At 57.9% G+C, this 22,048-nt stretch carries 23 protein-coding genes, 1 tRNA gene and 1 pseudogene; 8 read left to right on the forward strand and 17 right to left on the reverse strand.

Annotated features, from left to right (window positions below; genetic code table 11):
- Positions 1-13: 13 nt before the first annotated feature.
- The 5 genes from QQK16_RS05860 to QQK16_RS05880 form a co-directional block, all read right to left on the reverse strand.
- Positions 14-388, reverse strand: a complete 375-nt coding sequence (locus QQK16_RS05860; protein ID WP_284195492.1) for a hypothetical protein — start codon at positions 386-388, stop codon at positions 14-16.
- Positions 385-939 (reverse strand): RNA polymerase sigma factor, encoded by a 555-nt coding sequence (locus QQK16_RS05865; RefSeq protein WP_284195493.1) that lies wholly within the window; start codon positions 937-939, stop codon positions 385-387. Before QQK16_RS05865 ends, QQK16_RS05860 begins: the two co-directional genes overlap by 4 nt.
- 2 nt (positions 940-941) lie before the next feature.
- A complete protein-coding gene (locus QQK16_RS05870; RefSeq protein WP_284195494.1) occupies positions 942-1,340 on the reverse strand; it encodes a DUF6249 domain-containing protein in 399 nt (132 codons plus the stop codon).
- 179 nt (positions 1,341-1,519) lie between these two features.
- Positions 1,520-2,281, reverse strand: a complete 762-nt coding sequence (locus QQK16_RS05875) for a LytR/AlgR family response regulator transcription factor (RefSeq protein ID WP_284195495.1) — start codon at positions 2,279-2,281, stop codon at positions 1,520-1,522.
- Positions 2,278-3,294: a sensor histidine kinase gene (locus QQK16_RS05880; protein WP_284195496.1), complete on the reverse strand. Its 1,017-nt coding sequence runs from the start codon at positions 3,292-3,294 to the stop codon at positions 2,278-2,280. The genes QQK16_RS05875 and QQK16_RS05880 overlap by 4 nt, the downstream gene beginning before the upstream one ends.
- 491 nt (positions 3,295-3,785) lie before the next feature.
- Here QQK16_RS05880 and QQK16_RS05885 point away from each other — a divergent pair, with 491 nt between their 5' ends.
- From QQK16_RS05885 to QQK16_RS05895, 3 genes are all read left to right on the forward strand, one after another.
- Positions 3,786-4,226: a hypothetical protein gene (locus tag QQK16_RS05885; RefSeq protein WP_284195497.1), complete on the forward strand. Its 441-nt coding sequence runs from the start codon at positions 3,786-3,788 to the stop codon at positions 4,224-4,226.
- Positions 4,227-4,264: 38 nt separating this feature from the next.
- Entirely contained in the window at positions 4,265-4,957 is a 693-nt protein-coding gene (locus QQK16_RS05890; protein WP_284195498.1) for a glycoside hydrolase domain-containing protein, read from the forward strand.
- Positions 4,958-5,067: 110 nt separating this feature from the next.
- Positions 5,068-6,225 (forward strand): phage tail protein, encoded by a 1,158-nt coding sequence (locus QQK16_RS05895; RefSeq protein WP_284195499.1) that lies wholly within the window; start codon positions 5,068-5,070, stop codon positions 6,223-6,225.
- Positions 6,226-6,471: 246 nt separating this feature from the next.
- Here QQK16_RS05895 and QQK16_RS05900 read toward each other — a convergent pair whose 3' ends face one another.
- Entirely contained in the window at positions 6,472-6,933 is a 462-nt protein-coding gene (locus tag QQK16_RS05900) for a hypothetical protein (RefSeq protein WP_284195500.1), read from the reverse strand.
- A gap of 3 nt (positions 6,934-6,936) precedes the next feature.
- Positions 6,937-7,542: a hypothetical protein gene (locus QQK16_RS05905; RefSeq protein WP_284195501.1), complete on the reverse strand. Its 606-nt coding sequence runs from the start codon at positions 7,540-7,542 to the stop codon at positions 6,937-6,939.
- A gap of 563 nt (positions 7,543-8,105) precedes the next feature.
- On the opposite strand from QQK16_RS05905, the pseudogene QQK16_RS05910 reads away from it, so the two are divergent.
- Positions 8,106-8,339: pseudogene (locus tag QQK16_RS05910) on the forward strand (magnesium chelatase domain-containing protein); the annotation flags it as partial.
- Positions 8,340-8,528: 189 nt separating this feature from the next.
- On the opposite strand, the gene QQK16_RS05915 reads toward QQK16_RS05910, so the two are convergent.
- Together QQK16_RS05915 and QQK16_RS05920 are read right to left on the reverse strand one after the other, a co-directional pair.
- Positions 8,529-9,200: a response regulator transcription factor gene (locus QQK16_RS05915; protein WP_284195502.1), complete on the reverse strand. Its 672-nt coding sequence runs from the start codon at positions 9,198-9,200 to the stop codon at positions 8,529-8,531.
- 96 nt (positions 9,201-9,296) lie between these two features.
- Positions 9,297-10,967 (reverse strand): phosphoethanolamine transferase, encoded by a 1,671-nt coding sequence (locus QQK16_RS05920; RefSeq protein WP_284195503.1) that lies wholly within the window; start codon positions 10,965-10,967, stop codon positions 9,297-9,299.
- Between the two features lie 326 nt (positions 10,968-11,293).
- Here QQK16_RS05920 and QQK16_RS21295 point away from each other — a divergent pair, with 326 nt between their 5' ends.
- From QQK16_RS21295 to QQK16_RS05930, 3 genes are all read left to right on the forward strand, one after another.
- Positions 11,294-12,049, forward strand: coding sequence for a phosphatase PAP2 family protein (locus QQK16_RS21295; RefSeq protein ID WP_368860126.1), 756 nt, complete (start codon positions 11,294-11,296; stop codon positions 12,047-12,049).
- A 252-nt stretch (positions 12,050-12,301) separates the two neighbouring features.
- On the forward strand, positions 12,302-13,792 hold the full coding sequence (locus QQK16_RS05925; RefSeq protein WP_284195504.1) for a YifB family Mg chelatase-like AAA ATPase: 1,491 nt from the start codon (positions 12,302-12,304) through the stop codon (positions 13,790-13,792).
- A 13-nt stretch (positions 13,793-13,805) separates the two neighbouring features.
- The gene (locus tag QQK16_RS05930; RefSeq protein ID WP_284195505.1) at positions 13,806-14,648 is read left to right on the forward strand and encodes a class I SAM-dependent methyltransferase; all 843 of its coding nucleotides are present in this window, start codon (positions 13,806-13,808) and stop codon (positions 14,646-14,648) included.
- 29 nt (positions 14,649-14,677) lie between these two features.
- Here QQK16_RS05930 and QQK16_RS05935 read toward each other — a convergent pair whose 3' ends face one another.
- From QQK16_RS05935 to QQK16_RS05970, 8 genes are all read right to left on the reverse strand, one after another.
- Positions 14,678-15,121 (reverse strand): hypothetical protein, encoded by a 444-nt coding sequence (locus QQK16_RS05935; RefSeq protein WP_284195506.1) that lies wholly within the window; start codon positions 15,119-15,121, stop codon positions 14,678-14,680.
- Positions 15,115-15,696 carry a peptidoglycan recognition protein family protein gene (locus tag QQK16_RS05940; protein WP_284195507.1) on the reverse strand — a complete coding sequence of 194 codons (582 nt, stop codon included), beginning with the start codon at positions 15,694-15,696 and terminating at the stop codon, positions 15,115-15,117. The genes QQK16_RS05935 and QQK16_RS05940 overlap by 7 nt, the downstream gene beginning before the upstream one ends.
- Before the next feature lie 150 nt (positions 15,697-15,846).
- Positions 15,847-16,920 (reverse strand): ferritin-like domain-containing protein, encoded by a 1,074-nt coding sequence (locus tag QQK16_RS05945; RefSeq protein ID WP_284195508.1) that lies wholly within the window; start codon positions 16,918-16,920, stop codon positions 15,847-15,849.
- 11 nt (positions 16,921-16,931) lie between these two features.
- Complete coding sequence (locus QQK16_RS05950; RefSeq protein WP_284195509.1) at positions 16,932-18,533, reverse strand: GMC oxidoreductase; 1,602 nt, start codon at positions 18,531-18,533, stop codon at positions 16,932-16,934.
- A complete protein-coding gene (locus QQK16_RS05955) occupies positions 18,523-19,002 on the reverse strand; it encodes a hypothetical protein (RefSeq protein WP_284195510.1) in 480 nt (159 codons plus the stop codon). Before QQK16_RS05955 ends, QQK16_RS05950 begins: the two co-directional genes overlap by 11 nt.
- Before the next feature lie 265 nt (positions 19,003-19,267).
- The gene (locus QQK16_RS05960) at positions 19,268-20,113 is read right to left on the reverse strand and encodes a S1/P1 nuclease (RefSeq protein ID WP_284195511.1); all 846 of its coding nucleotides are present in this window, start codon (positions 20,111-20,113) and stop codon (positions 19,268-19,270) included.
- A 276-nt stretch (positions 20,114-20,389) separates the two neighbouring features.
- Entirely contained in the window at positions 20,390-20,989 is a 600-nt protein-coding gene (locus QQK16_RS05965; protein WP_284195512.1) for a hypothetical protein, read from the reverse strand.
- 167 nt (positions 20,990-21,156) lie between these two features.
- Positions 21,157-21,750, reverse strand: coding sequence for a hypothetical protein (locus QQK16_RS05970; RefSeq protein WP_284195513.1), 594 nt, complete (start codon positions 21,748-21,750; stop codon positions 21,157-21,159).
- 126 nt (positions 21,751-21,876) lie between these two features.
- On the opposite strand from QQK16_RS05970, the gene QQK16_RS05975 reads away from it, so the two are divergent.
- Positions 21,877-21,950, forward strand: a tRNA-Gly gene (locus tag QQK16_RS05975).
- Positions 21,951-22,048: the final 98 nt, after the last annotated feature.

Raw genomic sequence — 22,048 nt, forward strand, 5'->3', positions numbered from 1 at the left:
GGGCGGGTGGTGTTCAGCGCCACTCGCCCTTCAGCATCACCGCCGCCAGCAAGCCACTGGTGCCCACCAGCACCAGCACCGTCATCCCCCAGCCCTGCCAGCTACCCAGGCTCTCGCCACCAGACAGCTGCATCAGGCCCAAGGCTATCAAGGTCCCAACCACTGCCCCACCTAGCGTCCAGCGCGATTGACGCCGCTGCCTGGCCAACCGCTGCTGGGCTACAGCCAATGCCTGCGCGGCAGGCACGGATGGTAGCGGCGAGTTATACACCTGCGCCATCACAATCTGGCTGAAGCCATCGTCCGCCAGATCAAACGGCCCTGCGGTGGCGTGCAACATGGCATCCAGCGCCTCGTCCGTTGCCATCTCCGGTTTGATCGGTGTCATTTCTGCTCTCCTGCCTGCCAGGCCGCCAGCCACGTGCGCAATCTGGCTTTGCCACGCGCCACATGTGATTTCAGGGTGCCCAAGGGCAAACCCAGTACTGCAGCGGCTTCTTCATGGCTTAAATCCATTTGAAAACAATGGACTATCGCTATCCGTTCCATCTCCGGCAGCCGTTTGACGGCCTCTTCGATATCCAGCCGCAAGACATTATCCACCTCGCTGGCGGCGATGTCCCAGGTATCGGGCAAGGTCTGCTGCACCGGGTGGCTACGCTGATGCATCAGGAACTGGTGGTAGGCAATCCGGTATAGCCAGGTGCTGAACCGGGCTGTTCCCCGAAAACCTGCAATATGCCGCCAAGCCTGCACAAAGGCCTCCTGTGCCAGATCATCGGCCAAGGCGATATCGCCCTTGGTCAATCGGCGCAGCTGCATCCGCACCTGTGCCTGATGCAGCCTTACTAGTTCGCCAAAAGCAGCCCTGTCGCCCGCGCTTGCCCGGCCCAGCAGGGCAGATTCCGCCTCCGTCTGGGTAATGGTGGCGCCGTCCACCGTCAGTCAGCCGCGTTGCCCGACTTGTTACCCTGGCGGCCTTCTATCCACACGGCCAACAACTGTGCCGCACCGATGCAGAACACCAAGGCGCCGATGCCGCTCAAAAAGCGTAAACCCAACATGTAGAACATGATCGCCAGGCCCACACCAACACCCAACAGGGTAATGGCTTGAAACAAGGGGGAGCCTTCCTTCTCATCTTGCCGGGGCGGATCAAGCAACTCAGGCGGTATGGGCTGGCCTCTATCGCTCAGATACTTGATGGCCTCGACCATTTGCACGGTGCGCTGCTGCCGAAAATACAGCACCACAAACACAATGACGGCCGGCAAGGCAATGGCAGCCAAGGGAATCATGACAAGCAGCCAGAGATGTTCGTTGAAGAGTTGTGCATCCATGTAATGTGTCCTCGGTGTGTGGGCAAATTTACGAGCCGGCCTTGCAGCGGCTGGTGGCAGCTGCCGAAAAGGCGGTAAAGACCCGCCACATTGCTTACACCGACTTGGATGCAGGCATTCAGCCTGCTGGATGCAGAAAACAGAAAAATATTTTGACCACGGCAATCAGGGTGCTTGCTTCAGGCGTCGCCTCGGCGGAATTCCCTCACCACATGGGCCTGCCGGCGACTGACCGGCAATTTCTCGGCGCAGCCATCCAGTATGGCCATCCAATGGCCTTCGCCTTCCTCATGGCCACGCTCAAAACCCTGCAGCTTGTTGCGGGCAATCAGACAATTGCGATGGATACGCAAAAAGCGGTCGCCAAATTCGGCTTCCAGCTGGGTGAGCGATTCTTCCAGCAGAAACTCGGCTTCGCGGGTTTTGAGGGTAACGTACTTCAGCTCGGCTTTCAGGAATAACACCGAATCCACCGGCACCAGCCTGACCCTACCGCGCTCCGCCACACTGAAATACCGCCTTGCCGTTGTCGCCAAGGAGGCCAGTGCATCGGTACTGGCATGCGGCAATTCACGCGCGCGGGCCAGCGCAGCAGCCAGCCGCTCCTGCCGTATGGGTTTCAGCAGGTAATCAAGCGCATGCACTTCGAAAGCTTGTACCGCGAATTCATCGAAGGCCGTGCAGAAGATCACCGCTGGCCTGTGGTGCAGGCGCCCCAGGTGGCGAGCCAGCTCCAGGCCATTCATGCCGGGCATATTGATATCGGTCAGCACCAGGTCGGCAGGCTGCTGTACCAGTTTCTCTATGGCTTCCGGGCCGTTTTGGGCCGTGCCGACCACTTCGTGCGGAAACTCGGCACGGCAGTCGGCCAGGATATCCTGCAGCCGGTTCAGGGCTGGTGGTTCGTCGTCCACCAGAAACACTCGGAGCGTAGCAGTCATAGTTTTGCCGTGCGGTAAGGCATAGTTACATGCACTTGATAATAGTCGTTGCCCACGGTGGTTTTCAGGCTAGCTTCAGCATCAAAGTGCAAACGCAGCCTTTCCCGGATGTTGCCCATCGCCATCTTGTTGCCGGAATGATGATCCCCACCCTCTTTGTAATAGGGGTTGCGGATATCAATATGCAACTCATCTCGCGATCGAAATATATTGATGCTGATGATACCGGGTGCAATGGCAGGTTCAATACCGTGATACACGGCGTTTTCCAGCAAGGGTTGCAGCACCAGTGGCGGCACCAGCGCATCAGCCGGCATGCGTTCACTGTGCCATTCCAGCTGCATCCGTCCTCCTAGTCGCAACCCCTCTATCCGCAAGTACTGGCTGGCCAGTGCCACCTCGCGTGCCAGTGGCACCAGATCACGGTTCTCGGCCATAAAGACGCGGAACAGATCAGCCAGATCTTCCAATGCTTCTTCTGCCTTGCGCGGCTCGCTGCGTATCAGGCTCAACACGGCATTCAGGCTGTTGAACAGAAAATGGGGCCGTATCCGGGCTTGCAGGGCTTGCAGTCTGGCCTCAGTCAGCAGTGGCGACATGGCGCGGCTGCGTAGCCGGAAGTAGCCCAAAAGCAACAGAGTCAGTGCCGAGCTGGCAACCAGCGTGCGCAGATAGCTTTGTGCCACCAGCGGGTAGAAATCAGCCAGGCCAATACGGACCAGCATGCCGATAGCAGTGCATAGCAGCACGCAGACAGTCACACCCATGCCATAGGGTAAGCGCAGCAAGCGATCGCGTAGCAGCGCCAGGCTGCCCAGTGCAAACAACAGGGTGGGCTGTAGCAAGGCGGCTTGCGCGATGTACTCACGCATCGCATCGCGAACGCTATCGGTGCTCCACAAAGCCAGACCCAGCGCGAACAGGTTGGCTGACAGCAGCACGCGCAGCATGACGCCGAGGTTGCGGGTATCGGGCAGCTTGTCTGGCACGGACTGGGGTAGCGGGCTATTCACAGGGCGGCTTGATTGAGTAAGTGTGTAAAGATGGATAAAGATTAATAAAGGTAGCCGAAATCTGTGGAAAACCCAGATAACGTTTACTTTTCACAGGCTTAAGCCTCCTGTACCCGGTGCATAACTGTGTACTTGCGGGCAGAACGCTTAGTGGATGCTTTTTGGGCCTGTGCAAAAGGGCCGAATTATCCCCAATCCATACCCACGTTCACGCCATCGCCCGGCCATCCGGTAGGGCAAGCCGGATGGACGGCACAAACAGCGTGGTTTTGGGGCAGCTGGCAGCCGCCAACAGCCCTGCCAGACCGGGTTTCAGCCCCCATGGCGGTCGCCAGGTTCGCCACAGCAAGCGGTGGAAATCGCATTGGGGTTTTCTTTTTGCGCTGCCAGCGTATAGAACGTTGTTAGAGCCGTAGCGCAGCGAACTGGCCAACAGGTGTGGTTCGCAACGCTTGCAACGTGCCCCTACATCGAAGCCGCAGGAGGAAACCATGGACGAAGAGACCGTCAAACTCGTCTATTTCATCGCCGTGACTGGGCTGGTGACGCTCATTTTGCTATCGGTGCTGGCCGCCATACGCCGCGCCCTGATCAAGCAAGGCTGGCGTATTGCCGAGGCCATGAGCGAAGAGCTTGATGCCGCCTCCTTGCCCGCCGCGATGGCCAACCCCGCGCCACAGGCCACCCCAACAGCGGCAGACACCTACCAGTTGCCCGGACACCTGATCCCCAGTGCCAGCCGTCTGATTGGCATGGTGGGCCTGGTCATCATGGCCGCCATGTATGTCGGCATCGGCTATTTCGCCCTCTACGCCGCCTTTTTCAGCCCGGCTTCGCTGGCCTATATCGACGATCTGGCCAAGTACTTCCTGGTCGGCTCTGCCCTGTTTGCTCCTTATGCCTTCAACCAGCTGTCGAGCATGATGAAGTGAACATGTAAGAGAAAAACAATACGCGCAGGAGGATGGCAATGGGATTTCAGGCAGGATTCGACACCTCGCACTACCCCGGCGACAGCCAGATGGCCTGGCTCAAGGCCAACACCAACCTGACCTGGTGCGGCTTTTACCTGGCGCCCGCCCCCAGCCACGGCGATACCGGCTGGATGAATACCCGCGCCACCCTGGTCGCCCAAGGCTGGGGCCTCGCCCCGGTCTATCTCGGCCAACAGACCGCCGGCCCCGGCTCGCACATCATCACCGCCGCCCAAGGCAGCCTTGATGGCGCGAATGCCGCGCAACTGGCTGGGCAGGCCGGTTTTGCCCAAGGCAGCTATGTCTACCTTGACGTAGAAGACGGCTCCGCCCCTACCGCCGCCAGCCAGGCCTATATCAAAGCCTGGGCCCAGGCACTGGCCCAGCAGGGTTATAGCGTAGGTATCTACTGCTCACACGTTATCGCCGCCAACCTGTTTAGCCTGCTGCAGACGCTGGAGTTGAACGCCACACCCCGTATCTGGGCCTACAAGGTCAGCACCACTGCCACCCATGCCTACACCGGCAGCATCGCCACCTTCCCAACGCCTGATCCCGCCGGCAGCGGCTATGTCAGCGCCAGCATCTGGCAGCGTGAACAGAATTGCACGCTCAGTTTGCCGGGGGCGCCGGTAACGGCAATGACGGTGGATTTGAATACGGCGGGGGTGGGGGATTGGTCGGGGTGAATTATCTAGAAACTTCATATACCTAAAACGTAGTATCAGTGGTGCTTAGAGGTTCTACAAATTCTCTTTAAAAAGCGTAAGCTAATCAAAAAGCATAGATGGAGATTAAAATGAGGAAAATTATTCCTGCGATCCTGTTTGTTGCGATCCCAGTTGCATCAAGTGCCGCTGGAACATGCAATGCTATTCTCAATATGGGTTTATATAATACGTCTGCTGCAAGTAGTTCAACGGACGCAGAGTCGCTAGCCCTCTCTACTTTTTGCTCTGCTGACTACAGCAACAACTCCACTTTGAGTACTCAATCAGCTCAGATAGAAGCATCATATGGTTTGTTCTCTGGCGGCGCAGGAGGGAATGCGAGTAAACAGGATATTATTACTAAGCAATCTCAAGTCTGTACTTTGGGGTTCAATAGTAGTGCCTACAGCAATAAAACATCTGGTTACTCGAAAACAATTTACCAAGGATCTCTCGATGCTTGGAATAAGTGTCTACAAATAGCAGCCAAAGGTTTGGAGTTTTCTATTCTACCTTCGAGCACGCTGCAAGGAATAACTGTTGTTATTACAGCGAAAAGCGGTTTGAGCGCAATTTATTATGGTGTGGAACAATTTGGTTCAGGTACTTCTAAATGCACTACAATGGCAAACGGAAAAGTCCTGAACCCCAGTGCATCGGACCCATTTATATTCTCCGCGGCAAGTAATGTGACTATAACGTGTAAGAGAAATCTTATTGTAAAAGGATCGGATTTGAGTGCAGATGCACAAGATTTGGTTTTTGTCACAAGTGCAGATAGCATGACTGTGCCATTGGCCGCAATTGGAAATTTTTCTCGTGTAACTGCAGATAAAATAAAGAGTGATACGATTGCAACTATGGGACTTTCTGGTAGTGTTGTAGCATTCTCAAATAAAAACTGCCCTAAAGGTTGGGAGCTTTATAAGGAGGCTCGTGGGCGAACTATAATAGGTTCGGGAGAGGGTGATGGTTTAAGTAAGCGTATTTTTGGTTCCATGGGCGGGACAGAAAAACACAAACTTACCGTTGCTGAAATGCCACAGCACACCCATGATTTCACTGGGATTGGGATTAATTATGGAGCGATGGTCATGGTGGCTGATTATACTAATTCTATAGCCTTGGGAAAAAGTCAATTGGCTGGGCAGTATACCCCTTCAGGGAATATAAGCCAAAGTGGAGGAGGTGGTGAGCATGAAAATATGCAACCTTGGTTGGCCCTTCAATACTGTGTCAAACAGTAGTCCAACCTTCTGAATCTTACTTTAGAAAATGGATGATGGGGGTTTTATCCAATTTTTATCGATATATTTTCTTATTTGCATTCACAAGAAATGCAAACACGGTGCCCTTCAATAATTTGGCTTTTAACTTAGGAGGAGTCTGACTGCTGGGTACCTAGTTAGATCAGAGTGCCCCCTAGGAAGAATTTTACAAGGATAACCAGCATCCTCAAGCGAGCTTGTGCTGCCACCAACGGTAGATGAGGTTTATCTTCGATGGTCGATGTCAGCCACGATGAAACGGAAGCCTTTGCCTAATTTCTTGTCCAGATAGCTTACCATTCTGGGCTGTAGTTCATCGCAAGGTGGGCAACGGCTACCCTTGAAGTAAAGTACCGTATAAGGTGCGGAGCGTGGCTTGAGCCTCAACTGATTCAGATCTTGCGTCAAGCTTGTCGTGATATGTCGAGTTTCGTGCCTGCCTTTGAATAGCTCATCGTTTTCAACCATTGATCCGATGAAATCAGAGGCATAAATCAGTTCTGATTTCGCGGAATAGACCTTGACATAGGGAATGCCATAGGCTGGTTTTCCCGAAAACGTCTTTGTGGCAATGATATGTTTTTCCAAGACAGTTTTCTTTGAAATGCTGGCGCTTTCGTTCGCAATCACAGCCATACTGCAGAATATAAGTGCAAGGGCCAGTATTGAGCTATGGTGTATGTTCATGGATTAATTGTTCGTCTGCGGCGATCGGGTTGTAATTTGCTGTTTCAATTTCGCATTTTCATTCATCGCCTCTTTTAACTGTAATACTACCGATGGTATCGGTTCGGCAGCATTACGCTGAAATGAAAACGAAGTCGATTTCTGACCATTTTCGTTGGAGATTTCTTCAAGCGCGACGGCTTTGATCCCAGCCATTGCGCCGTTTCTGGCCGCTTCCTGCAGGGCTCCCAGGGAGGTTGCGATCATCTGTGGTGTTGTTGTACTTTGCAGTGATAGCTGCATGGTGCAATTCTGTTCCCGGCAGATCCATTGACTATCTGTTATGGCAAAGCCCAGAGCAGTGCTATACACAGCTGCGCTGATTGATGGTGGTAGTGCTGCACGTTGGGCAGCTTCTGACACCGGAGTAGCGGTTACCGGTGCATCCTTAGGCGAGGCTTTGGGCACTGTAAACAGGTTTGGTGCAGCATCGGTATCAAGGGCAGCGATACCGCCATTATCAGTCGGCAAGATATCAGCTTCCGATTCAGCTTTGCCACCTTGCAGCACAAAAGTCAATCCTGCTGTAAATAGCAAGCCGCCAAAACTGAACATTAGTAATTTACGCATGTGCAACCTGCTATGGCGAATGGAGCCACTCTTATGAGTGGCTTCCGTGATTAGATTCGGTACAACCATCCTTGTTACAGGCAATTCAATCGTATTTATCGCACTCTAGAATCTGACACGGCGGGTTACATTTAATTTTACCAGGGCTGGGACAGACAGGCGGCGCGGCAAATACGGACAACGATCCAGTCATTATCATGGTCATGACGAAAGCGTGCATTTTTAGCATTAATTGCTCCTAAGTTTATTTCTGCTATTCCGCTAGCACAAATAGGCACTATCGGTACGCCAGTATATAAAGCTTGAATTTTTTCTCCTGGTGCAACGCTATGTTAATCCATAAATTAAATTGACTGTTATGTTAATTTCAGCTGAACGTTCGCGTTGGCTGTTCCACACGATGCGGATAAATCTGGCTCTCTCTTTGATTGATTGAACTGATGCTGAGGGGATTGCAATAGCCAAGTAGGCCAACAACAACAAGGCGGCCGGCCACCCTTGAACCCCACCAACCCCCATGCTCTAATCCCCCCAAACAACCATAGCAAATCAAGGGGGAAGCAGTGTCTCTGGCCGTACTCTACAGCCGCGCACTCAACGGGGTAGCCGCGCCCGAAGTGGTGGTGGAAGCGCATCTGGCGAACGGATTGCCGTCTTTCACCATTGTCGGCCTGCCCGATGCCGAAGTGAAGGAGGCCCGCGACCGGGTGCGGGCGGCCATACAGACGGCGCGCTATGAATATCCGGCCCGGCGCATTACCGTCAATCTGGCACCGGCCGATCTGCCCAAGGTGTCACTTTCCAATTTATTTGCGACTTTTCCAAATTAAATGCGATATTTTCCTCACTATTTGCGACTGAGTTCACGACCACTGGTCAAGACATTACTCATCAGCAACGCCTGAACCAGGTCATAATTAGAAGGTCGGAAGTATCGCCACCACTCGGAGCAGGAGATTCACAAGTGGTAACTAATAGCGCGGATTTCATGGCTTAGCCTTCGCGGGATTCAGCATATAGCCAACACCCCTTAGGGTCTTAATCCAGTCGCTACCAAGTTTCTTGCGTAGATAGTGCACATGCGCCTCCACGGCATTGCTCTCTAACCCTTCTCCCCAGCCATAAATGGCAGACTCGATCTGTTCCCGCGAAAAAGGGCGTCCAGGCTGTGTGAGTAACAGCGCTAGCACATCGAATTCCCGCCCTGCAATGGTCAATGGTTGCCCAGCCAGTTCAACGGTGCGTGTCGCAGGATTAAGCACCAACTTACCATGCTGATATAGCGGGTTGCTACAACCCGTAGCACGCCGAAGCAGGGCTCGAAGGCGCGTAGCTAGTTCAGCGATTGCGACAGGTTTCACGAGGTAGCCATCGGCCCCTGATTCCTGGCCGATCAGCCGATCTTCAAGGGCATCACGTGCTGCCAGCATAAGAATGGGCGTGTCCATCCGTAGTGCACGGACCTGCCTGACGATGGATAGGCCATCACTGCGCGGCAAGTTCCAGCCCAACACAACAGCAGAAAAAGGTTCGGCGGCGAGTGCCTCCTCAGCAGCCAAGCCTTCACAAACCCAGTCCACCGCAAACCCAGCTTGCCCCAGGCCAGCCTTGAGCCCATCACCCAACAATAAATCGTCCTCTACTAGCAGTATGCGCATAGTCGTTTCAGTACATGTTCTGAACTTCTTAAATGAGACGGGTCAGCGTTTCCGACTCCCGGTAGGGACAGCGCAACCATGACTCGCAACGCACCTTCAGCGCCGGCATTGAGCGGCAAAGTCATAGCCTTGCTCATAGGCAGCAGTTTGAATATCCAGCATGCCCAACAAGGTATGGAACAGGTTGTCGTGCGTGAGCGGTTTGTGCTGCTGCGCCCTAAGGCAAGAGGTGTCCAGGCCGAAACTGCGCGTGAAGGCCGAGCTTAGCCACATGACCATCGGTACGTGCGTCTGCTCGCTCGGCGCAATTGCTCGGGGCAGGCCGTGAAGAAAGATACCGCTCTCGCCGAGTGATTCACCATGATCCGATACATAGACCAGCGCAGCATCATGGCTTGATTGCGCTGCCAGCATATCGATCGCTTTTGCCAGGAAGTGATCTGTATAGCGAATCGCGTTGTCATAGCTATTAACGATCTGGCCATGACTGCATCGCCCCAGTTCTACGGTATCGCAGGTGGGCTGGTAATGTCTCTGGCTCGAAGGATAGCGCTTGAAATACGCGGGGCCATGATTGCCCAATTGGTGCAGCACGACCACCAAGCTGCCCTGCGTTGCCTGAATGCGCTGGTCCAGCCCTTTGAGCAGAATTTCGTCAAGACATCCCTCATCATCACAAAGCGTCGCATCTTTCTCGAGATTGAGTTGCTCCGTCTCGATACTGCTGCAAACGCCCTTACAGCCGGATTGGTTGTCGCGCCAGATGACATTGAAATTGGCATGTTGGAATACGTGCAACAGTGACTCGTGTTGGCGTATTTGGTCTTCGTCGTATTCATGCCTGCCAAAAGGTGAGAACAGGCAGGGGACCGAGACCTCGGTGTTGGTGCCGCACGATGTCACATCGCTGAAATTGTAGACACCATGCTTCGCCAGCTCTGGTGTGGTCTGCCTCAAATAGCCGTTTAGCCCCCAGTTGGCGGCGCGAGCTGTTTCGCCAACGACCACGACCAGGACTGCTGGCTTGGTACGGCTTTTCCAAGACCGACCAGTTTTTGCGTCCACACCGACAGATGTTTTGGGTCCTTCGGGCCTTGCACTTTCGGCGGCCAGAACCTTAACAGTGGATACGATGAAGTTGCCAGGGGCAATCAAGTGCCGCAATGCTTTCTGATTCCGCATCAGGGCCGAGAAATCTTGAAAGACTAGCAAGATGGCCGCCACTGCAATCAATGCGGCCCCTATCATCCAGCAAAGCCGCTGCCATGCGGCACGAAACAAGGGCTGGGACAGGATATCAACGCGCCATAGCAGGCCTAAGGGTAGTCCAGACAGGAGCAGGAGGTGAAGCAATAGATCTGGCGTCAGCAGGTCGCTTGCCTCTCGGACATCGGTGCGCATCACGTTCCGGATCATGCTGGTGTCAAAATAGACTTGGTAGCGCTGCGAAAAATAGGTTGCCATGCCAGTAGTGACCATCAGTACGGCCAGCAGCGGCTTGACCGTCCAGCGATTGAGCACCACCAACAAAACAAAGGCATGTACAGCAGCGATGCCCACCGCTACTGATAAGGCGAACAGCCAGGTATCTGGTGCTAGCGCTGGGCGCCCCGCTAGCGCATCCCTCCAGAAAGCGCCGTTGCACATCAATGCGAAGTAGGCGCAGAAGAGGAAGGTTAGTGTTTCAACACGTAATACAGGGCGGAATGCCAGCCAAGGATGTTTCTCGGCTAAATGCAAGTAGGGGTGAGTAAACGAGAGGTGCACCAGGGAGTCCCGTTGTCAGGATGCGCTGGTGGCGAGGGCATAGGGCCCGGACCGGCGGCATCGATTATCGAATCGACGCCATTTGACGGGCTGAACCTTAAGGAAAACTTATATATGGTCCCAAGGCTGTTTTACAGACAGGTCATGAGAAGCAATACCAAGGCGTTCGTAGGTGAAGAGCTAGGCCTTGAGCGTGAGTGGCGACGCAACGACATGCTAACGGCCCCTCACGGGCCTGTTTTTGTTGGCCAAAGTTAACGCGTTTAAGTCTGCCTTAAGTACCGTTTGGTGAGATGAAGTCCTCTGATCCGAGGCAAATGCGTCTCATGGCACTCCATCCAGCACCCCACGCGCTCTACCCGCTTCAGCACGAAAAGCAATCCACTCCGCCAGGTTGCTGGCTCGTCCCAGTCGCGGTCGGTCAGTACCTGGTATTTAAACTGACAGCACTCGATGTCTGGTTAGAAGACAGCCACTATCGGCTGGGTGGCTTCGTCGGCGCAGGAAGCTGGTGGCTGGAGACATTCAGTCATAGATGGGTGAAATGGGCTGTGATCGCTACTGTCTGCGCGGTGTGGACGCGTATTCTGGGTAGTCGATGGCGGTCCTCATGGCGTGAGAATAGGATTCAATGGCAAGCCGTAGGCATTGCACTCCTGTTGGCGCCGGCGGCGGTAGCAACGATGAAGCATTTCAGCGACCGGCCATGTCCTTGGGATCTTCAACGCTACGGCGGGAAACTCATCGACGTATCGATACTATCGTTTTCAACGAGTGGTGCAACCGGGCAGTGCTTCCCAGCTGGGCATGCCAGCACGGGTTTCTCCCTGTTCGCGTTTACATTGCTTTGGCTTGGGCGCGACAAGAAAAAGGCCAAGATCGCCTGGTGGACAGCCTTCACTATTGGACTCGCATTAGGCTGGGGGCAGCAACTTCGAGGAGCGCATTTCTTGTCCCATACCCTTTGGTCCGGCTGGATATGCTGGGCTACCTGCCTAGTGGTTTATAGGCTGACGATTCGCAGAGGTCAGACCAATCCACCCAAGTTAAGCCGATGCTGGAATTCGAGAATGGCAAAGTAGCCCTTCAGATACCTCAATGTGGCAGCAGGGTCTTGTTATATGCACTCCAAGGTTGTTCGGTCGGTGCAAAATACAAGGCCTGACCTTTTTGTCCAGCATCATCCAAATGAGAGATTGGCCGTATCACATCGCAACCTACGGGTTGTGCATTGAAACGCTGTGAGTCAATCGTGTGCGCCGCCACCCTTGAACCCCACCAACCCCCATGCTCTAATCCCCCCAAAACAACCATACAAAATCAAGGGGGAAGCAGTGTCTCTGGCCGTACTCTACAGCCGCGCACTCAACGGGGTAGCCGCGCCCGAAGTGGTGGTGGAAGCCCATCTGGCGAACGGATTGCCGTCTTTCACCATTGTCGGCCTGCCCGATGCCGAGGTGAAGGAGGCCCGCGACCGGGTGCGGGCGGCCATACAGACGGCTCGCTATGAATTTCCGGCCCGGCGCATTACCGTCAATCTGGCGCCGGCCGATTTGCCCAAGGAAAGTGGCCGGTTCGATCTGCCCATTGCGTTGGGCATTTTGGCGGCCAGTGGGCAGATACCGGCCGACAAGTTGGCCGAGTATGAGTTTGCTGGCGAACTGGCGCTGACCGGCGAGTTGCGGCCGGTGCGTGGTGCGCTGGCGATGTCGCTGGCGGCCAGCAAGGCGGGGCGGCGTTTTGTGTTGCCGCAGGCCAATGCTGATGAGGCGGCGCTGATAGGCGATAGCACGGTGTTTGGCGCGGCCAGCCTGCTGGCCGTGTGCGCTCACCTGGGCGGCCACACCTTGCTGCCACGCCACCCTGTACCGGCCCATCTGCAACTGGCGCACTATCCCGACCTGGCTGATGTAAAGGGCCAGCAGCCCGCCAAGCGGGCGTTGGAGATTGCGGCGGCCGGCGGACATTCGCTGCTGATGGTGGGGCCGCCTGGCACCGGCAAGTCCATGCTGGCTTCGCGCCTGCCTGGCCTCTTGCCACCCATGGACGAGGCCTCGGCGCTGGAAGCGGCAGCACTGCAGTCGCTGGGTTCGCAGGGTTTCCAGGCAGAGCGGTTTGGCCAGCGGCCCTACAGGGCACCGCACCATACCGCCTCGGCCGTGGCCCTGGTGGGGGGTGGTTCTGAGCCCCGGCCCGGCGAGATATCCCTGTCGCACAATGGGGTGTTGTTTCTGGACGAGCTGCCGGAGTTCGACCGCAAGGTGCTGGAGGTGCTGCGCGAGCCGCTGGAGAACCGCCGTATCGTGATCTCCCGCGCCGCCCGGCAGGCGGAGTTTCCCGCGGCCTTTCAGCTGGTTGCCGCCATGAACCCCTGCCCCTGCGGTTATCGGGGCCACCCTTCGGGTCGTTGCCGCTGCACGCCAGACCAGGTGAGCCGCTATGCCGGCAAGCTCTCCGGCCCGTTTCTGGATCGTATTGACCTGATCATCGAAGTCCCCGCTGTCAGCCAATCGGAATTGAGCGCCCCCGCCGCAGGTGAGGACAGTGCACGGGTGCGTGAGCGGGTGGGGCGAGCCCATGCGCGGCAGCACGCCCGTCAGGGCAGGGACAATGCCCGGCTAGGCAGCCGCGAGCTGGACACCGTGGCCAAGCTCGATGGCGAAGGCCAGCAGTTGCTGAACTTGGCCATGCAAAGGCTGGATCTCTCTGCCCGCGCCTACCACCGCATATTGCGGGTGGCGCGCACCATTGCCGATCTGGCCGGCAGCGAGCTGATTGCGGCAGGCCATCTGGCCGAGGCGATCCAGTATCGCCGCGCCATCTAGGGGAGTGTCTGCCATGTTCGACCCCCTGCAAACCACCCTGCATGAACTCTCTGCCGAGCTGCTGGCCGCTGCCCTGGGTGCAGCCGCCGGGCAGGCGGTGCCGCTGTATCAGCCACAGATGTGGATACCGCAGTTCCCCGACTATCAGCAGGATGCCTGGTCGGTGCGGCAGGTGCCCATGCTGACCATGAAGGGTTACTGGGGCAGCCCCTACCTGGTCGCCAACACCACCATGCTGATGCGCCACGGCCGTGAGAGCTGGATGTCGGTTACGCCGTCCGAGCTGGAGAGCCAGGAGCTGGGTTGCCGGCTGGCCCAGGGCCACACCGTGGTACTGGGTTTCGGCATGGGCATCGCCGCTTGCAATGCGGCGCTCAACCCGGCAGTGAGCAAGGTTACCGTCGTTGAATACGACCCGATTGTGCTCGATCTGGCTGAAACAGCCGGCATCATCGCCCAACTACCCGTCGATATCGCCGCCAAGATGACCCTGCTGCAGGGTGACGCCCACCGCTGGCAGCCTGGCGAGGCGGTCGATACCCTGCTGGCCGATTACTGGTTCCCTTTCTACGACCCTGAGCGGCTGGCCGAGATGCGCGCTGTGCAAGCACGTGTGGCGGCCAAGCAGGTGTTCTTCTGGGGCCAGGAATTGAACCTGGCCTGGCTGATACACCAACGCCACGGCGAAGTCTGCGCGCTGGACGATACCGCCCTGGCCGAGCTGATCGCCGCCGACGCCGGCCTGCCCCTGCTATGGCCACGCGGTGAAGATTACGGGACGGCGATCAGCACCGCCGCAGCTCATTGGTTGCCGCTGGCCGTAAGGCAAGGTATGCGCTGGCCGGTGCCGGCCTAAGAACCGCCAACCAACCCAGCTAGCTTCTGCTAGGGCTGCTTGAACGGTCGATCCCGGCAAGCCGGGCAGTACAGGTAGACCGGCTCGCCTTCACCCAGGCGCAAGCTGCCCTGGCGAAACTGGCTGATCTGCCATAGGCCTACCCGGCCGTCCTTGAAACGTACTTCGCCGCTGGCATAGCAGGGCGACCAGTCCAACTGGTGCAGGGCGTCCTGCTTGTCGACCTCGCCCGCCCGGGCAAGAAACTGCCGTACTTGCCGCACGCTCAGCTTGAAGCCATCGCAGCGTACGGCGGGGTTGGTTTCCTGGGCAGATTTCATGCCGTTTTGCTGTATGACCACCTGCTTGATGGCGGGCAGCTTGCTGGGGCAGAGCCGGGGTTCGAATTCGCTGCCGGCGCTGCAGCCATCATTGGCCTGGGCCAGGCTGGCGGCAAGCCCCAGCGCCGCCGCTATCCACCAGCGGCCTACCATGCGGCGGTACTCGCTTCTGTGGGGTTCTTGCGCGACACATCAGGGTGGCGGAACACCTCGGTCGGTGCAATGCCCAGCGTTTGCGATAACTCAGCCACCAGCCATTTCAGCGAGTCGTTCTGTGCAGCCGTCACCGCCACATAGCTACCGTTGGCCTGGGCCTCGCCCACCAGCTCAATACCGATGGAATCCTGGTTGGCTGGAAAACGTGCCGGTGCCTGCTTGGCTATCTCGCGCTTGTTCTCGGCCGTGGGGGAGAAAGTCTTGAGCGCCTTGATCTCGACCGGCGTACACCGGTTCTCCAGCAAACAACGGGCTTTGAGCTTGCCCACATGCCAGGTCTGCTGGCTGAGCGAGGCGGTTTGGTAAATCGTGCCGTCCTTCTCAATCAGGAAGTGGGCGCCATTGGCTGATGGATTCTTGTAACTGCTCAGTGATGACTGGGCGGTGCTGCCACCGGTCTGGTGCACGATGATGCCGCTGACCAGCTTCATCTGGCCGCGTTCGATGCTGGTGGCGCGTGCGGCGTGTACGCGTGGATTGACCACCATGCCCTCCTTGTCGATCAACAGCATATTTTTCCTTATTGGTGGGGATGCCTGGCACAGGGGGTGGCAGGCAGCAAACTATGCATGTGTCATTGCCAGGCCGCAAGTGGAGTTATGCCCTTGGCCGGCACCCAACCAGCCCCGGCAAGGCGGGGCTGGTTGGGCGACACATCCTGGCTAGGCCGTTACATACGGCGGCGCTACCCATTCAAAGCTGGGCGCACCGTGGCTTGCCCCGGCACTGCCGTCCAACGGCAGGGTCATCATCTCCTGGGCAATGGGTGTCATGCCGTGCATGCCGTTGACAATGGCGTCGTACAGCACGGCGGGGTGGCCGTTGAAGGCTTGCTCCAGCTGGTTCAGCATCAGCGAATACTGGCGGTTGAACTGCTCGTTGAGCGTGGCCAGGCGCGAGCCAGCGGCATAGTCGCCGTGGCGGGGGTTGCGCTTGATGGGGTAGACGGCCTGGTAGTCCACCGTAAAGGCCTCGCCTGTGGGCGGTTCATTCGGCTTGTCGCCAGGGCGGTAGCGACGACCTTGGGCGATTTCATTGAAGCGGAAGTAATGGGCGACTTCTTCGGCCTGGTCAAAGTAATGCTCGTCGCCATCAAAAATACTGTCGTCGCCCCCCTCCCCTTGCTTGATGATCACCTCCAGCGCCGCTTTGGCCTGGGCCAGGCTGCTGATGATGATGGGCTTGCCTCCGCCGCCCCAGTAATACTGCTCGCTGATCTGCCGCCCAGGGTCGCCATTGAATACGGCGGATTCCGGGTAGGCGGCGCACAGGGCGTCCAGCGCGGCGATGATGCGCTGGTAGAACTCGCCCAGCGTGATGCCGGGGACGGTGATCTTGGGCCGTGCCATCAGCCGCTGGGGTTGGCGGGCCAGGCTGGTAGGCAGCTCTATTTGCAAGAAAGTCTGGACGGCCTGGGGCGAGAAGGCCTCGAGGTTGATGTCGAACTCCCTGTCCTTGAAGCCGTGGCCTTCAAATTCCAGCCGCAGGGGGTAGCTGGGCAGGGTGTCCTGGTTCAGGCAGATCCGGCCGCCCAGGCTGGACATCAGGTTGCCCACCAGCACCATGTGCAGCATTTCCTCCATCATGACGCTACGTATCAGGCCTGCCGCCACCCGGTTGGCCTCGTGCTTGATGCTGAGCAAGGCGGTCAGATAGGGCGGAATGGTCGAAAGCTCCAGTTCCATGGCGGTCTGCAGCAGCGGATAGAGCCGCGATTTATGTTGTTCCAGAGTCATGTTGGGCATCCTCAGGGCTGGCAGGTGGCTTGGTTCAGGTGGTCGCCCAGGCGCAGGGCAAGCGCCGCCAGCGTCAACGTGGGGTTGACCGCACCGGTAGAAGGAAAGGTGGCGTTGGAGCAGACATAGAGATTGTCCACGCCGTGTACCCGCATATGCCGGTCGGTCACGCCCTCACTGTCGTCATCGCTCATGCGCAGGGTGCAGGCGGCATGGTCGGCCCGCCACGAGATGGTGGGCTTGGCATTCATGGTGGCGCCCATGGCCTCGAACAAGCGCTGCACATGGCCCTGAATCGCCTGCATGCGGGGGTCGAACCCGGCGGCTTGGCCAAAGTCGACCAGGGTTTCCTGCATGCCCAGGTGGTTGAGCTTGTCGATATTGGCAATGCGGTTCTGTGGCTCGCTAAAAATCTCGACCATGCCATGCAGCTGTATCTGGCGTGGGCCGGCCACATAGCGGTCCATGTCCAAGCGGCTGACACCGGCCTGCATCTTGCTGAGCAGGTTGACCGCAGGCGAGCTGGGCGGGTTGATCAGGATGAACTTGCCCTTGGCCTGCTCGGCCGGGCTGTCGAAGTGGCGCGAGCAGAGGGTGGGGAAGTTCATCTCCGGCTGCAGCTTGAGCGGATTGCCAGGGGCGCTGCCACTGAAGATGAAATAGGGGTGGGTCACAATATTACGGCCGACCAGATCGTGGTCGTTGCCTATGCCTTGCTGCCAGTGATCAGAGCGTGAGCGCAGCAGCAACTTGGTCGATTCCAGCGTACCGGCGGCCACGATGATGCGGTCGGCCTCCACCACGACTTGCTGGCCCGTTTCCCTGTCCAGATAGACCACCCCGCCTGCCTGCTGCCGGCTGCGCATGCTGATCTGCTGGACGATGCTGTTGAGCCGTATCTGCAGGCCGGGGAAATTGCCCCAGTTCTGCATATCGTCGAGGAAGTTGTTGGCCGAGTAGCGGGCCCCGAAGGGGCAGTACTTGCAGGTGCCCGTGGTCTGGCAGGGGGCATGGCGCGAGGTGGTGTCGGTGATGCCATGGCGGGCGATGGGCAGGTGCGAATAGGCCATGCCCAGGGAGGCCATGGCCTCGGCGGCCGGCTGGTCTTCCAGGGTGTAGGGGAAAGCCGGGAAAGGGTAGTCGCAATGGCGCGGCACCGTGGTGTCGTGCGAATCGCCCGATACCCCGATGTAATGCTCAGCCTGGCTGTAGTAGGGCTCCAGGTCGGCGTAGCTGAAGGGCCAGTCCAGACTATGGCCGGTGTTGGTACGCAGGGCGAAGTCCTCCGGCTTGAGCCGGAACGACCAGCCACCCCAGTGTATGGTGGAGCCGCCATAGGTTAGCGCTCGCGATCCATCCAGGGGTACAGTGGTGGTGCCGGCGCTGAGGTTTTCGCCGGGCTGGTCGCGGTCGGGGTAAGGCAGATCGTAATACTGGGTATAAGGCAGCTTGCCGGAGACGACATAGTCCTGCCAGATGGCGGCGTCCTGCATCTTGACCTTGCGGCCGGCCTCCAGCATCAGGATGCTGGCATTGGGGTTCTTGGCCAGCAGCCGCTGGGCCAGGGCAGCGGCGGCTACGCCCGAGCCGATGATCAGGGTTTCAACCTTCATGGTCGGCCTCCATGGTGCGGTAAGGTGCGGCCTGGCCAGGAATATTGGCACCGCCGATAAAGCCGCAGTAATTGATGGCGCCAAACGCCTTGAAGCCGCCCAGTGACAACTGCAGTGCCATGAATTCGTTGGCGACCTTCTGCCGGGTCACGGCCAACGCCGTCTCGGGCGGCGCCTTGTTGGCATCGGCATCCGTAAACAGAAAGGCATAGGCGCCCTCCTCGCCATGTTGCTCTATCAGCCCCCGCAGGGTCGCGGCGGCAAAAAGGTAGTAGTCGCGGTAGACCGGCCGCAGATTGATGCGGTTGAGCATGAAGCTGTACAGCTGCGAGCGGAACGGCTCGGGGTCGGGCATGTTCTGCCAGTACTTGCCGATATGGCAGAACAACGCCCACATGGCGGCATAGGTGGCATCGTCCAGCGCGGGCAGTTCGGCGCTGAGCGGATGCTTGGCGGGTGTCTGGTACATGAGGTTACTCCTGGCCAGTAGGAATGGCGGGAAGCGCATTGGCGCCATGGCAGCCCTACCTGGACTGCCCCGGCGTCTTGCGCTGGTTAGTTTTTCAGTCGCTGAAGCGCGTACAAGATCCAGTGGAGTGGCAAGGGCGGGTGTGGACTCAACCAGGGGTGAGCCCTAGGTTCAGACCACTCCAACGTCGAGCACCAGGGTTCCCTAGGTGCCTGCTCAAGCCGTCCCACCCATCTGTGAGGTGCATTCATCGCAGGCTCGACAATCAGGGCCGCGTAAAACCGGCGAACGCCTGGTTCAACACATAGGCGATGCGGGCACCGCCACGGGCTAGTTGCAGCGGAATATCCTTGCCCGCCTGCGCCTGATAGGCCGCGTCCAGTGTTACCTGCGTGCCTGCCGTGTTGGCTGGGCACTGAAACCCACCCAGGCCGCCGTAGACATCCTGGATGGCAAGCTGGTGCGCTTCCTGTATCCAGCTCTGCACGGTGCCGGATTGCCAGCCCTTGATCTGGTCGCGATAGGTGGTCCGCAGTCCCTCGGCATAGCGCTGCTCGCTGCTGCCACGCAGGCTGGCCCGCACCAGGCCGGTATCCCAGGCGGCATGCAGGTTGGTATTGCGGCCATTCAGCAGCACCGATATCTGGTTGCCGCCGCGATCGTGATTGTCGGCTGAGTGCAGGGGCTGGTGTATGTCGCCCACCATATGCACGACCAGCCGCAGGGCCAGGGTGCGGTCGTCCTTGGTAGCATCGCTGTCGGACAGCACCCGGTCAAAGCTGGCGATCTTGTTGGAAGCACAATTGCCGTTGGGGCAGGTGTCCACGCTGGGGTCCGGGCAGACCGGCACATCATCGAAATGCCAGGCCGATGAGCCTGGAAACTGGTTGCCCAGGGTGGGCCGGTTCTGGTCCATCCACACGGCCGCTGCCGCCAGATCGTCCGAACCTAGGTAATAGCGCACGGCGGCGCGGGCTTGCGGGGTGAGCAGCTCGTAAGCGACCAGGCCGGTGATGCGGTGGCCTTCGGGGCCCCAGGCATGGGCAGTGAGCGGGAAGGTAAAGGCAGACAGGCCAAGACTGACGGACAGCAGGGTACGTTGCACCTTCATGGCGCTTCCTCCTAGACGATATTTATTGGTATGGGGCTGCTTATGGACGCGCCCTTGTGTGTTTCTAGCAAAGTCCGGCGGGAACACAAGCGCAGCAGGCCAGCCTGGCGGCAGATACCCGATCTGGCTGACCGTCGGTAGCGGTATGGCAGGGGCAGAAATGCCAACGCCCCAGCGTAGGGCCGGGGCGTTGTCGTCATGCTTGCTGCGTGCGCCCCAGGATGGCCAGGGGAGGGTTGCAGCACACTGGGAGACAGGGCGTCTCCCCACGCTATATCAGAACATGAAGGTGCTGTTGATACCGACGTGCGAGCCGTCCACCGTGATTTTGCGGAGGCTGTTCTCCAGCTCGTACTCTTCCTTCACATAGCGCAGGTTGAGTCCAATGGACGGCGTAAAGAAGTAACCGGCCTCGATCACGGCACCGGTGGTGTCCTTGAAGTTGAGGTCGTAGCCACTACCCACGTCGTAGGAGTAGTTGGGGTTAAAGACGCGACGCAGGCCCAGGCCCACGCGGAACTTGTCGTTAATGTTGTAGAAGCCGATCAATTCAACCGGGAAGCGGTTGAAGGTGGCGCTACCGTTCTTGGCGAACACGCCGGCAACCTGGTAGTTACCGGTCAGCTGGGCTGAGAACGGGCTGTTCTCTGGCCGCCAGGTAATGCCCGCACCCATGTTGACATTGCCACCGGCACGGATGCTCTGGTCGTGACCATTGTCGAACTGGATCTGGTCTATCTTGTCGCCACCTGCAGTCAGGCCGGCGGTCATGGTGAAGCGCAGGGCCTTGTGTGGCACCGATACTTCAGCCATGGCACCCACGGCGGCGGAAATCAACAAGCCCTGCACTGCAAGGCGCATAAATGGACGGCGCATAACCGTACTCCCTTGTGTTTTTATGGAAAGCAGGCCGGGCACAGGGTTGCTGTGCCTAGCCTTTGGAAAAGCGAAGGATAGTATTCGAAGCTATGTGGCGCCCTGCACGGCAGGGCGCGGTAGACAGGCTGGGGAAGGCCAGCCTGGGCGCTAGCTTAGCGCGGCGCTTAGAACAGCACGGCGCCGGTCACACCAACATGGTTGCCATCAAACTTGGCGCCATCGATCTCGTACTCTTCGGCGACATAGCGCAAGGTCAGCAGCAGGTCGGCTACCGGTTCCCAGCCCAGTTCGGCAACCAGGCCCGGCTTGCTGTCCACATCCACGCGTGAAAAGCTGCCATTCCGCTCCAGGGTAAACTTGGACTTGGCCGCGTAGCGCAGGCCACCGCCGACATACAGATTGTTTTCGAAGTGATAGTGGCCCAGGAACTCAATCGGGTAGCGCTTGAAATCCACCCGGCCATTCGCGGCGCTGGCGTTGTCTGTATGGTAGTTGGCCGTCAGCTGCAGCGACCAGGGGCTGTTCTCTCGGCGCCAGTAGGCACCCACGCCCAGATTGACCTTGTCACCGGCACGGATGGAGGAATTGGAGCCATTATCGTAGTTGGCGACGTAGATGGTATCGCCACCCGCCGTAATGCCACCGGTCATCATCAGACGCAGCGAAGGATGCGGTACACGGCCGCCGTCAGCCAGGGCAGTCAGGGGGGCGCTCAGCAGCAGGCCGGCACAGGCCAGCTTCAAACCACGGGTAATCATAGATTTCCTAGGCTTATCAGTAATTTTATAAAGGGCGACATTGTATCAATCTGGCAAAGAAAAGTCGGCCCCGCAAATTTAAATGCTTGCTCTGCTGTGGCATAGACGCCTAGAATCTGCCCCGCTGCGGGCGTCGTATAATGGTAATACCCTAGCTTCCCAAGCTAGAGCCGTGGGTTCGATTCCCATCGCCCGCTCCAGATTCCAGGCCGTATCCCGGCCATAGACAAGGCCAGCCGACAAGGTTGGCCTTGTTGCTTTCGGCCCTGTCGCAGGCCAAATTATTCATGTTGCATAT

It is taken from the genome of Chitinimonas prasina, from assembly GCF_030160395.1.
GTDB classification, from domain to species: domain Bacteria; phylum Pseudomonadota; class Gammaproteobacteria; order Burkholderiales; family Chitinimonadaceae; genus Chitinimonas; species Chitinimonas prasina.

Bases quoted from the DNA above. Each gene is read 5' to 3' on its own strand.
- QQK16_RS05860 (WP_284195492.1), bottom strand. From the start codon at position 388: ATGACACCGATCAAACCGGAGATGGCAACGGACGAGGCGCTGGATGCC.
- QQK16_RS05870 (WP_284195494.1), bottom strand. From the start codon at position 1,340: ATGGATGCACAACTCTTCAACGAACATCTCTGGCTGCTTGTCATGATT.
- QQK16_RS05875 (WP_284195495.1), bottom strand. From the start codon at position 2,281: ATGACTGCTACGCTCCGAGTGTTTCTGGTGGACGACGAACCACCAGCC.
- QQK16_RS05885 (WP_284195497.1), top strand. From the start codon at position 3,786: ATGGACGAAGAGACCGTCAAACTCGTCTATTTCATCGCCGTGACTGGG.
- QQK16_RS05890 (WP_284195498.1), top strand. From the start codon at position 4,265: ATGGGATTTCAGGCAGGATTCGACACCTCGCACTACCCCGGCGACAGC.
- QQK16_RS05895 (WP_284195499.1), top strand. From the start codon at position 5,068: ATGAGGAAAATTATTCCTGCGATCCTGTTTGTTGCGATCCCAGTTGCA.
- QQK16_RS05900 (WP_284195500.1), bottom strand. From the start codon at position 6,933: ATGAACATACACCATAGCTCAATACTGGCCCTTGCACTTATATTCTGC.
- QQK16_RS05905 (WP_284195501.1), bottom strand. From the start codon at position 7,542: ATGCGTAAATTACTAATGTTCAGTTTTGGCGGCTTGCTATTTACAGCA.
- QQK16_RS05915 (WP_284195502.1), bottom strand. From the start codon at position 9,200: ATGCGCATACTGCTAGTAGAGGACGATTTATTGTTGGGTGATGGGCTC.
- QQK16_RS21295 (WP_368860126.1), top strand. From the start codon at position 11,294: ATGGCACTCCATCCAGCACCCCACGCGCTCTACCCGCTTCAGCACGAA.
- QQK16_RS05930 (WP_284195505.1), top strand. From the start codon at position 13,806: ATGTTCGACCCCCTGCAAACCACCCTGCATGAACTCTCTGCCGAGCTG.
- QQK16_RS05935 (WP_284195506.1), bottom strand. From the start codon at position 15,121: ATGGTAGGCCGCTGGTGGATAGCGGCGGCGCTGGGGCTTGCCGCCAGC.
- QQK16_RS05940 (WP_284195507.1), bottom strand. From the start codon at position 15,696: ATGCTGTTGATCGACAAGGAGGGCATGGTGGTCAATCCACGCGTACAC.
- QQK16_RS05945 (WP_284195508.1), bottom strand. From the start codon at position 16,920: ATGACTCTGGAACAACATAAATCGCGGCTCTATCCGCTGCTGCAGACC.
- QQK16_RS05950 (WP_284195509.1), bottom strand. From the start codon at position 18,533: ATGAAGGTTGAAACCCTGATCATCGGCTCGGGCGTAGCCGCCGCTGCC.
- QQK16_RS05955 (WP_284195510.1), bottom strand. From the start codon at position 19,002: ATGTACCAGACACCCGCCAAGCATCCGCTCAGCGCCGAACTGCCCGCG.
- QQK16_RS05960 (WP_284195511.1), bottom strand. From the start codon at position 20,113: ATGAAGGTGCAACGTACCCTGCTGTCCGTCAGTCTTGGCCTGTCTGCC.
- QQK16_RS05965 (WP_284195512.1), bottom strand. From the start codon at position 20,989: ATGCGCCGTCCATTTATGCGCCTTGCAGTGCAGGGCTTGTTGATTTCC.
- QQK16_RS05970 (WP_284195513.1), bottom strand. From the start codon at position 21,750: ATGATTACCCGTGGTTTGAAGCTGGCCTGTGCCGGCCTGCTGCTGAGC.